The following is a 10,757-nucleotide window of genomic DNA, read 5'->3' on the forward strand; positions in this document are numbered from 1 at the left end:
TGGTTCGCGCTTATTTAATGTCTTTGAACAGCCCAGTAAAGTCAAAAGTGGCAAAATAATCAGCTGGCGTTTCGGCACGGCGAATCAATTCCGTTTTGCCGTCTTCCTTCAATAAGACTTCAGCGGAACGCAATTTCCCGTTGTAGTTGTATCCCATTGAGAAGCCATGGGCGCCCGTGTCATGCAGAACGACCAAATCACCGATATCGATTTTCGGCAACATCCGGTCGATCGCGAATTTATCGTTGTTTTCGCACAATCCCCCAGTGATATCATACTTATGATCAGCCGGTTCATTTTCTTTGCCCATTACGGTAATGTGATGGTACGCTCCGTACATCGTAGGACGCATCAAGTTTGCTGCGCAAGCATCCAAACCGATGTATTCTTTGTAGATATGTTTTTCGTGAATTGCAGTCGCAACCAGGCAACCATATGGTCCAAGCATAAATCTTCCCAATTCCGTGTAGATGGCAACATCGCCCATACCAGCAGGGACAAGAATTTCTTCAAATGCCTTTCTGACGCCTTCCCCAATCTTATAGATATCTGCTTGTTTTTGTTCAGGACGATAAGGGATGCCGATACCGCCGGAAAGGTTGATGAATGAGATATGCGCGCCCGTTTCCTCTTTCAATTCCACAGCTGTTTGGAAAAGGATCTTCGCAAGGATCGGATAGTATTCTTCCTCCACATTATTGCTGGCTAAAAAGGAATGGATACCGAAATGTTTAACGCCTTTATCCATCAAAATTTTGAAGCCTTCCGTCATCTGTGGACGCGTGAAACCGTATTTTGCATCTTCGGGTTTGTCCATGATTTCATTGTTGATGGTGAACTCTCCGCCTGGATTGTAGCGGCAGCTGATCGTTTCCGGAATGCCGGCTGCTTCCTCCAAGAAGTCGATGTGGGTGATGTCATCCAGATTGATGGTTACGTTTAATTTGCGTGCCAGCACAAAATCTTCTTTTGGTGTCACATTGGATGAGAACATGATATCATCCTCTTTGAATCCAAGCGCGTCAGACATCAACAGTTCCGTGTAGGATGAACAATCTGCCCCGCAGCCTTCTTCTTTCAGGATCTGCAGGATGGCTGGTGTCGGTGTCGCCTTGACTGCAAAGTATTCTTTGAAGCCTTTGTTCCATGAGAATGCTTCTTTCAATCGACGGGCATTTTCGCGGATTCCTTTTTCGTCATACAAATGGAATGGTGTTGGATATTCTTTTACAATTTCCTCTAGTTGTTCTTTGTTCACAAACGTTGTCTTCGTCATATATTTGCGCTTCCTCTCGTCATTTCGATTAATGTAATTTCATTCCGTAAAGAGTCTTTCAATAAATCAACCAGATTTTTCTTCCCTGAATACAGGCAAGTGGAGTATTCGCCATCATCAATGTCCCCAGTGAGCACATTGGCTGAGTCTGCAATGATCCTTATCTGCTGCTTTGATTTTTCCATCATGTGTACGATCGTTCCTTCCATAGTAAAGGGAACATCGGTTATGATTACGATTTTGATTTCCCGGCTGATGGCATCTTCCATTTCGGGCAGAAGTTCCTGCAGGATTTCCCCTGACACCGAAAGATAGACCCTCGATTTTGCTTCTGCAATCATGTTCTTCATTTTATTCAGGATGTGGCTCTCACCCGTGATGGTGATATACCCCTCCGCCTCTTCCCTTTTGTTGGGAATGCTTTTGATCAGCGTTTGCTTCGTTTCCTGAAGCTTCCTGATTTTATTGCCGCAAAACTCTTCGATGGGTACCGGCGTGTAGCGGGTAGTTGGACCTTCAATAACAAACGCCCCACCCTTTTCGACGAGGGACGCCAAAGATGCGTATGCATTCGAACGCGAAATGCCGGTGATTTTTGAAACTTCATAGCCATTCAGATCGCCATCCGATAGTAACCTTAAATAGATGGTGGCCTCATGTCTGGTCAGGTTAAATTGTGTCAACAATTCAATGTTATCCAATAAAAATATCACCCCTCATACAAATGAATCCCTTACTTTTTAATTTAGTATTACTGTATAGGAACACTATATAACATTTCCATTTCCTTGTCTATTTTAATGCTTCTGAAAAACGAAAAAACTGCATTTCTTATCAAAACCAGAAATGCAGCTATTTCTATCTACCCTTTGTTCCCGGAAAAGGTGTGACGATGGATGTGAAACCTCTCCAAAGAATAAGGTGCTTAATCTTCAGGTGAACTCATCATTACTGGGTTTCAGCCAGATTGTTTTCATTATTCGTTGTTGTTCCACCCGAGTGGTGAACGGTGTAGTGTTCGACAAATTCCGCTAGCATATCGGTGGCGATTTCATTTTCTCCGCCTCGTGGCACAATGATGTCCGCAAATATCTTAGAAGGTTCTATGAAGGCGTCATGCATTGGTTTGACCGTCGTCAGATAACGCTTCACCGTTTTTTCGTAAGTGCTATTGCGTTCCCTAATGTCCCTTTCGATACGCCTGATTAAACGGATATCCGGTTCTGCGTCCACAAAAATCTTAAAGTCTATCAACGAGCGCACTTCCGTTATTGCCAAAACCAGAATCCCTTCCAGAATGGCTACCGATTTGGGCTCTAAATGCATCGTCTTTGTGGTGCGGGATTGGGTACTGAAGTTATAGTGCGGAACCTCGATAGGGTGTCCTTGGCGTAGTTGTTTTAAATGGGCTATTAATAATTTGCTGTCAAAAGCATTCGGATGATCGAGGTTCAGTTTCTCCCGTTCTTCCAGACTCAGATGTGAACGATCCTTATAGTACCAATCCTGCGAAATGTAGACTACATTTTCTTCCCCTAGCCTCTCTGCCACGGTGCGCGCAACCGTTGTCTTCCCCGCGCCGGACCCTCCGGCAATTCCTATAATGATCATAGTATCCACTCCTTTCAAGCATCATCCATCGTGAACAAGAGCTTTCCCTTTATTATTAAAATCAAAATGGAGCACACGACGAAACAGCACCTATTTAATTGCCGAGCATCAAGATGTCGCCGCTTCATTTCACCTGTTATTCCAAGATGGGCAGTTGCCTTCTGATGCTGTCGACCATGTCCAGGTCGATCTCTACGATTTTGACCTCCTCATCAAAGCCGAGCTGAACGACGACTTCCCCCCAGGGATTGGTCACGATCGAATGCCCATAGGCGTGGTAGCTGAAGTCCAAATCCCGTGCCGGGCTTACCCCGACCATGAACAGCTCATTGTCGAGCGCACGCGCCCGAAAAGTCAGTTCCCAGTGTGCCGGCCCCGTCGTCATGTTGAAGGCTCCCGGAACGATGCAGAGCACGGCCCCCTCCTGCTGCATCTTCTGAAACTCCGCAGCAAAGCGGATGTCGAAGCAGATACCCAACCCGAAGATGCCGAATTCAGTCGGAAAGACACCAAATTTATCGCCGGGTGATAGAATGTCGGACTCCCGGAAATGCTGCCCGCCTTCAATCTGGATATCGAACAGATGGACTTTGCTGTGTTCGTATATTTTATCGCCTTTGCGGTCGAAGACGTAGCTGGTGTTGTAGATTTTGCCGTCTTCCCGTCTTGGTACGGAGCCGCCGACTAGGTAGACATGATTATCCTTGGCCATTTTCGAAAGCCGGACATAGGTTTCGCCGCCCCTCTCTTCTGCATACTCAGGAAAATAGGAATTGTCGTAGGGAGTGTTGAACATTTCGGGGAGCACAATCAGATCCGCTCCCTTGCTGGCTGCATCCCGCAACAGGTTTTCCGCATGAATCAGGTTTTTTCCTTTGTCGTCGATGACCTTCATTTGTACCAATCCGATCTTCATCAGTTGCCTCCCGTCTGGTTTTGAATATCCATTTCTTTCAGGATATCCCCGTAGATTGCTTCGGTCTGTTCGGTATCCGCCATATTGAAGATGACGGTCTTCCCCTCTTCTTCGAGATAAATGAAGGGCGGTTTTTCCGCATCGATGAACAGTTTGACCCCGCCAAATTCGGCTGTCTGGAAATGTCCCTTCAGATGCGACCCTAACGCGGAGCCGTTGCTGCGCCATTTGATGGTGGGGAGCGTTTCCTTCAACGCGACGGACTCGATCTTGTCCCAGGCATAGGTTTCACCGTACATCCCATGTATTTGGACACCATCTTCCGAGAGGGAAACCTCTGTCGGTTGAACAGAAAAAAACAGCAAGACGCCAACAGCGAGGAGCGTCAACCCGGCTATGCCAAGCGGCACCACCAACTGCTTCCCAGCCCCTGCCCGCCATTTCCCATTTTCGTCGAAGAGATTGCCGTCATATTTTTGGGCTTTGACCAGCAGATAGACCGTCGTGATGCCAAAGAATAAAAAAAACGGCTCCACGGCTACCTTCACGCTTAGTGCTTGCAGGATGCCCATCACGGCAAAGACGGCCCCGTTGACGTAGCCATACAAGCCCATTAATTTGCCGAGGCCTTTTGTGTCTACATTGGCCTTCTTCGCCTTCGGCATCGTATTGTATCCCGAAATCAGAAAATACCATTTAAAAACGTGCACCGACAGCCCCATAAAGATGAAGAGCGCCGCCATCATAAAAGAAAACCACATATTTATCTACCCTCCTTAAATGCTTCACCGCCCAACCCCCAACCCATCCTATTTCGGATGGAAATGGGAATGGCTAGGCCGATTAAGCCTTTTCATTTTGAACGTTAAAGACAGCGAAAGAACTAAAAAATACTCTCTCTTCCATCTCCGCTCTTTTGTCTTTATCATAACACAAGAACCGTTGCATATAAAAAATAGGCTGCCGCTCAGGATAAAAATCCTTTTCGAGCAGCCTATTCTTTAATGTCGTGTAATTCTATTTAACGAATGTACTTCTTAGATGTATCCTAGTGATTTTAATATCGTAATGAAAATCACTAAGGTGAACATGGATAAAATGGTCGTGAAAACAACGATTTGGCTGGCTAAATCCGGGTCACCGCCCATTTGCTGTGCCATTGTATAACTGGAAACGGCCGTTGGCCCAGCCAGCATCGTCATCATGGGCACCAGATTTTCGCCTCTTAATCCGGCGCTGACCGCAAGGAGCAATCCCCCGATTGGAATAAGGAGCAATTTTACAAACACGGTAATAGTCAATTGCTTTCTTGAATCCTTCAATGCCTCAAATCGGAAGGTCCCGCCCATAACAATCAAAGCCAGCGGTGTCACCAAGCCTTTGATGCCATTCAACGTATTGTCGACTGGTACTGGGAATCGCATGCCTGAGATGCCAATCATGACGCCGATTATCGTTCCGATGAACATGGGATTTTTTAAAATATCCGTCAGGATTTGTTTTGGACGGACCTGATGATCTGAATAAATGGACAAGGCCACCACGGACAGAACATTGTTCAGCGGCACAATGACTGCAATCAGTACGGACGTCATCGCCAACTGCTTTTCCGACAAAAGTGAAGCTGCAATCGGCAAGCCGAACAAAACGAAATTTGACCGAAAGGCGCCCTGCAGCATCACGCCGCGTTTCGCATTACTTTTTTCGATTTTTGGAATCATAAAAGCTAGAATCACGAAAATCCCCGCCGCTAAACTGACCGCAAAAAGTAACACGTCAACACGGAACGAACTTCTTATGTCCGCATTGTAAACATTCATCAATAAATTGATCGGTAAAAAGAACCTAAATATGGCATTATTTAATTTTTGATAGGTCGGCCCATCAAGCAGTTTCGCATGCAGCAAGCCTTGCCCAATCAACATATAGAACAGCAACGGCAACACTGCATTCACTGCGATGGTAAAATTCCCCATTAAATCCCCTCCCTTTTTAATCTTTTCAACGCCATGGAAGTAACCGACTTAGCAGATTAGCTCTGTCAAATGCCTCTATCAGCGTAAAGCATTTTTTTAATATTAAACTATGGAATAGTTATCATTAGCTACCCATCGCACTGCCGTTTGTCGGCATATTTTTCGATATTGTCAAAATATCCTTTGAATGACTTTCGGAACGAGTCTTGATAAAAAAACTTTACATGAAAACAGCATAATTTTCAATGCCAATATTTCCCATATAACACAAGTACTGCCACCGATAATCCAGAAATTTAAACCCGAAAGAAAGGACCAAAATCCATATGAGAACCTTGGCCTTCAATTATGTATTTTAGAACGTGGACCTCGCACAATACTTTTATGTTTTTGTACTCCTCTTCAAATCCCTGCCCTTGTTGTCCAAAAAGGTGTAGACGAAAGACAGCGCAAAGATAAGGAGTTGCAAGGAATAAATGGTCAATCGCTCCGTCAAACCCAATATGTTCAACTGCAAACCCATGGAAATGGGGGTCAGCGCTCCAAATAGGGTAATGAGTACAGCCAACGCTAAAGTGAATTTCCCCAGTCCTTTCATTTTTTCCTGTTTCAAGTACCCGAATGCAAGCAAGAATGCTGATGCAATTGTTGTAATGACCACAACCGCCGTAACAATAACATGCATCCGATTTTGAAAATTCATCTCAGTCTTATCCCCAGTCAGCGGAAACAAGCCATAACCCACTATTGAAGTCAGCTGCATGATCATGAAGACGACAGATCCAGTTTTTAAGAGGCTGTGGTATTGGCTGAACGATTTCTTTATCATGGCGAATGCAAACAGCAGCATACAGATGCCGTAAACAAACGTCAATCTTTTTACTGATTCGGCATTGGGTGCTCCGACAGCGGTAAGGGAACTGATATCCATCGTGATGGGATCATACTCTGGCCACAAAAGCCTGCCTGTAATTGTATGCGCTAAATAGAACAGTACGCCAACCATGCCTGATGGCATCAAAAATTTATTGGCTTTTCCCACCCTGTCCCCTCCATTCTTATAGATTCAATGTTTTGCGATAGTCTTTCGCCAAGAAAACAGATAAAAGGATCACACGATTCCCGATACTAAAGCGCAATGGTGCCTTTTTTGACCCCACTATTTAGGATGGTTCATTTTCGGAAGATACCTTCCTGTCTTTTTCATATATTTTTTATATTCTTCACCAAAATGCTCTATCATTATTTTTTCTTCTTTGGGTACTCTTGAAGACATAAAAATTATTACGATTATCAAAAGTAAAACAAAAAATGTATGAGCAGTGAATAAAGCGAGACCCACTGACCATAAGAGCATCGCCGCGTAAATAGGATGCCTTATTCTTCCGTAAGGACCGGTAGTCATCAATTTGTGTCCCTTCTGAATTTTCAGGTTTCCAGACCAGTTTCTGTCCAATACTGACTGTGCATATATCCAGAACAGAACGCCGACTGTGGCGATAACCGTCCCAAGCCACCTTAGCCAAATCGGCAAGTAGAATTGAAACCTATCACTGAGAGACGGATAAAAGGAATAGATACTGACAAACAGACAAAGTATAATGCCGGATATTATTCTGAGCATCACAAGAGTGTTCCCTTCATTTTTTATGGCCTCTTTATCCAGCCAAAGCTTTGTCCCCGATTTTTTGGCTTTGATGGCCGGTATGATCCGATTGAAAATGAGAATCATCAGTAGTAACACCCAGAAAAAAATTCGGAAAATCAATTCATCACCCATAACACATCAAAGCCCCTTTCAGGTAATTTTTGAGCCTTCATATTTGTCTTTCCATTTTATTTCCAGCCGAGAAAGATGATTGAGCGATACTCTGCTTCCATTATAGTCCGATACAGCTATAATCGTTAATTTTACTGTGGTTCTCAATGAAAAAAATTCCATCTGCTTACGCAAATGACGCGCTTACTTTTCTAATCCTTTTATTAAAATTCGTTTCACAGTTTTTTTATTGAAAAATTGCTGAGATTCCTTTCAATAAATCATTTATTTGTTATAATGGCCTGGATATCCTTTTCGTTAAAGGCATATCAGAACGATAACGCTAAGATAAAGGAGTGACACATTTGAAACTTTTACATTCTTTAAAATCAGTAACCGCCGTACTTGCCGGTAATCTTATAGTAGCCTTTGCGATTGCAGCATTTATTTTACCCAAAAATCTTATTGCTGGAGGCACGACCGGTCTTGCTATTATTTTGAACCACTATTTTCAATTGAATATCTCATTGATCGTGACGGTATTCAATGTCTTTATGTTTTTTGTCGGAGCAACCCTGTTGGGCAAAAAATTCGCTTTGACGACAATTTTGAGTACGATCATTTTCCCGTCCTTTTTATCTTTCTTCCAAACAGTGCCAGCTTTGCAAAACATGACGGATGATATCTTACTTTCAGCTATTTATGCAGGGATATTATGCGGATTGGGCGTAGGACTGGTATTCAAAGTCGGAGCGTCTACGGGCGGGATGGACATTCCGCCGCTACTGCTCAACAAACATTTTCGCATTCCCGTTGCAGTCGGTATGTACACCTTTGACGTCATCTTCTTGCTTATCCAGGCATTTTTTTCCAACACGGAGCAGATCCTGTACGGGCTCATCACCGTATTCCTGACTTCCATCGTGATCAACAAAGTGATGGTCGCAGGCTCGAATAAAATGCAGCTATTCATCATTTCAAAAAAATACCAAGAAATCAAAGATGCTTTGCTATTCATTCAAGATGTCGGCGTTACGATGGTGAACGTGGAAACGGCATATGAGGGCATCCAACAGCAAGCAGTTCTCTGCGTTGTCGAACAGCGGAAATCCCATGCCATAACGGAGGTCATCCAAAAGATCGATCCGTATGCCTTCGTGATAATAGGCCAAATCCATGAGGTCGCTGGAGAAGGCTTCACCTTGGAACGACGCCAAAAATAAACGAATACAATACCAGAAAAATAAAGTTCTTGAGGCAGGCGCAAAAGTCATTTATGATGATTTTTGCGCCTGCCTCTTCTTCAATTCTAAAACAATTATTAATCCGGCTTCTGAAAACAGCGCCGGTGGTCTAAGCTGAACAACAGTGATTAAAACGCTGGTCCTATAGTCCCTATTCTGTCCTGTCAGGACCAGATACTACGACTGATTTCCCAGTGTTGCCTTCAGCTTTCCTTTTCTTTTCCGATTCCGAAAGTTCGTTTCGCAGCTTCTCAAGCTTCGCTTCGTACTCTTTGCGGATCCTGTCCTTTTCGTCGTATGCGGCCTTTAGTTCTTCATTATGTCCTTTCTGCACCGTTGCCAATTGCTGCAGCAGGTCTTTTTCCTGATTCAACAGCTCCCGATCCTTCTCATAGGTCTTCTTCTCTTCCAGTCGCTCCATTTCTAGGCTGTGAGCGTGTTTTAATGAGTGGATGGTCTGTTGGTAGGTCTTTATCTCGTCCTTCTGTTGGACCAGTTGATCAGCGATTTCCTGCAGTTGATCCTGGAGTAGCACTTTTTCCTGCGCGAAAGCCTGCTTGAGCGATTCATTTTCTGCCGCAAAGCCTTGGTATTTCGCCACTAAACCGCTCATAGAGTCGATTTTCTCCTTGTATTGGGCAATTAGCGCTTGGTTGTTGACGTTCGTTAACCGGGTTTCTTCAATTTTTCCAGCCAATATTTCGCTTTCGTGCTGCGCAACAACGGCTTGTTCCTCGATTGCCTGCGCATAGGCTTCGCTTTTCTTCAATTTCCCCTGGTATTCCGCAATGACCGTATCCCTGTTCTCCAGTTTTTCCAATAATCCTTTGGTTTCGTGCTCTTTCAGGTAGTCGGCACGTTTGAGCATATTAGCCACCAGGTCAAAGATTCTGGTCGTGTGCGCTTCTAATTCATTCAAATCCTGCGTGTAGTCCGCGCTGCCCTCTTTTAATTCATTGACCGCCACTAACGACATCGCTTTTTCAAACCATTCTTTCGCAGTCAGACTGGATTCCGAAATCATGTTCTGAACCTTTTCCTGCAATTCTTCGCTCACTTTTACCCCAAATGTTTTATCCGCCATTCCCATTCCCCTATCGGTTAACTTTATACCCTTATTATATCATATAGTTAACCTAGTTAATATCAGTTAACCGATAATAATGATTGTGCTTCGTATAAAACAGGGCAAGGAATACTATCATTTTCGGCATATTTCCATCGAAAAAAAAAAAAAAAGAACCACTGATGCAAGGAGTGGTTCTGCGTTCATCGCGAATCGAATTGCGGAGATTATTAATCAAACAGTTGGTATAGTTTATCATTGACCTCTTCTAGCCACTCGAGATCCGCTTGGTTCGGATTCTCTATCTCAAATAATGTCTTGTAGTCCGCTGATTCGGGATCGCTCACTATCAGTTCAGCCAATGATCCATTTGGGAACTTGTTCATTCTGATTTCTATGTCTGTCTTTAAATAATCGCCACCTTCTTTGAAGGACTGTATCTCTCTGATCAAATCATCAAATTTCAGATCAACCCTGTGCTCCAGTTCTATTTCTTTCAGGAAGTTACTGATGGATTTCTCAACCTCGCTCTTGGAGGCTGGCTCAACCTTATCTGCCACAAACGCTAGGAAACTTTCCAATTTTTTTAGTTCAACCGTTACATCCTTCATGACACTCACTCCTTTGATGGATTACAACTACTGATAAAACGAATGCTTTCCACGCTGGTGAACTACTCACGACTCAAGTCGCGAGCTTCCTACGAACTCCTTCCTTGCCTGCGTATGTCTTTGCAGACAGAGGGAATGGATATGGGTAGGCTCAAAAGGCAGCCCCTGCCTCATTGCTTTTCTTTTACTTGGCTAACGCCAAGAGGTTCAGGCTGGCATTGATGTCCCGATCATGGAATGTGCCGCAATCCGGACACGTCCAGTCGCGGATATGCGGGGCTTTCTTGCCGTCCCGACG

The 10,757-nt window shown here is 44.2% G+C and carries 12 protein-coding genes; 1 reads left to right on the forward strand and 11 read right to left on the reverse strand.

Features of this window, described 5'->3' with window-relative positions:
• Nucleotides 1-10 precede the first annotated feature (10 nt).
• From BM101_RS01265 to BM101_RS01300, 8 genes are all read right to left on the reverse strand, one after another.
• On the reverse strand, nt 11-1,276 hold the full coding sequence (locus tag BM101_RS01265) for a diaminopimelate decarboxylase family protein (protein ID WP_087031653.1): 1,266 nt from the start codon (nt 1,274-1,276) through the stop codon (nt 11-13).
• On the reverse strand, nt 1,273-1,977 hold the full coding sequence (locus BM101_RS01270; RefSeq protein WP_087031655.1) for a TrmB family transcriptional regulator: 705 nt from the start codon (nt 1,975-1,977) through the stop codon (nt 1,273-1,275). Before BM101_RS01270 ends, BM101_RS01265 begins: the two co-directional genes overlap by 4 nt.
• Before the next feature lie 247 nt (nt 1,978-2,224).
• The gene (gene udk, locus BM101_RS01275) at nt 2,225-2,887 is read right to left on the reverse strand and encodes a uridine kinase (protein ID WP_087031657.1); all 663 of its coding nucleotides are present in this window, start codon (nt 2,885-2,887) and stop codon (nt 2,225-2,227) included.
• Between the two features lie 136 nt (nt 2,888-3,023).
• Nucleotides 3,024-3,803 (reverse strand): carbon-nitrogen hydrolase family protein, encoded by a 780-nt coding sequence (locus BM101_RS01280; protein ID WP_087031660.1) that lies wholly within the window; start codon nt 3,801-3,803, stop codon nt 3,024-3,026.
• On the reverse strand, nt 3,803-4,564 hold the full coding sequence (locus tag BM101_RS01285) for a DUF3784 domain-containing protein (RefSeq protein ID WP_087031663.1): 762 nt from the start codon (nt 4,562-4,564) through the stop codon (nt 3,803-3,805). Before BM101_RS01285 ends, BM101_RS01280 begins: the two co-directional genes overlap by 1 nt.
• Before the next feature lie 276 nt (nt 4,565-4,840).
• Complete coding sequence (locus tag BM101_RS01290; protein WP_087031666.1) at nt 4,841-5,779, reverse strand: AEC family transporter; 939 nt, start codon at nt 5,777-5,779, stop codon at nt 4,841-4,843.
• A gap of 382 nt (nt 5,780-6,161) precedes the next feature.
• A complete protein-coding gene (locus BM101_RS01295; RefSeq protein WP_245825626.1) occupies nt 6,162-6,821 on the reverse strand; it encodes a DUF998 domain-containing protein in 660 nt (219 codons plus the stop codon).
• Between the two features lie 117 nt (nt 6,822-6,938).
• On the reverse strand, nt 6,939-7,559 hold the full coding sequence (locus tag BM101_RS01300; RefSeq protein ID WP_087031669.1) for a methyltransferase family protein: 621 nt from the start codon (nt 7,557-7,559) through the stop codon (nt 6,939-6,941).
• A 344-nt stretch (nt 7,560-7,903) separates the two neighbouring features.
• Here BM101_RS01300 and BM101_RS01305 point away from each other — a divergent pair, with 344 nt between their 5' ends.
• Nucleotides 7,904-8,761: a YitT family protein gene (locus tag BM101_RS01305; RefSeq protein ID WP_177194315.1), complete on the forward strand. Its 858-nt coding sequence runs from the start codon at nt 7,904-7,906 to the stop codon at nt 8,759-8,761.
• 172 nt (nt 8,762-8,933) lie between these two features.
• Here BM101_RS01305 and BM101_RS01310 read toward each other — a convergent pair whose 3' ends face one another.
• The 3 genes from BM101_RS01310 to BM101_RS01320 all read right to left on the reverse strand — a co-directional run bounded on the left by BM101_RS01310 (nt 8,934) and on the right by BM101_RS01320 (nt 10,730).
• Nucleotides 8,934-9,866: a coiled-coil domain-containing protein gene (locus BM101_RS01310; protein ID WP_087031673.1), complete on the reverse strand. Its 933-nt coding sequence runs from the start codon at nt 9,864-9,866 to the stop codon at nt 8,934-8,936.
• Nucleotides 9,867-10,078: 212 nt separating this feature from the next.
• Nucleotides 10,079-10,459 (reverse strand): hypothetical protein, encoded by a 381-nt coding sequence (locus tag BM101_RS01315; protein ID WP_087031675.1) that lies wholly within the window; start codon nt 10,457-10,459, stop codon nt 10,079-10,081.
• Nucleotides 10,460-10,643: 184 nt separating this feature from the next.
• A complete protein-coding gene (locus BM101_RS01320) occupies nt 10,644-10,730 on the reverse strand; it encodes a zinc ribbon domain-containing protein (RefSeq protein WP_457921098.1) in 87 nt (28 codons plus the stop codon).
• Between the last annotated feature and the right edge of the window lie 27 nt (nt 10,731-10,757).

The organism is Trichococcus palustris, assembly GCF_900114465.1.
Taxonomy (GTDB): domain Bacteria; phylum Bacillota; class Bacilli; order Lactobacillales; family Aerococcaceae; genus Trichococcus; species Trichococcus palustris.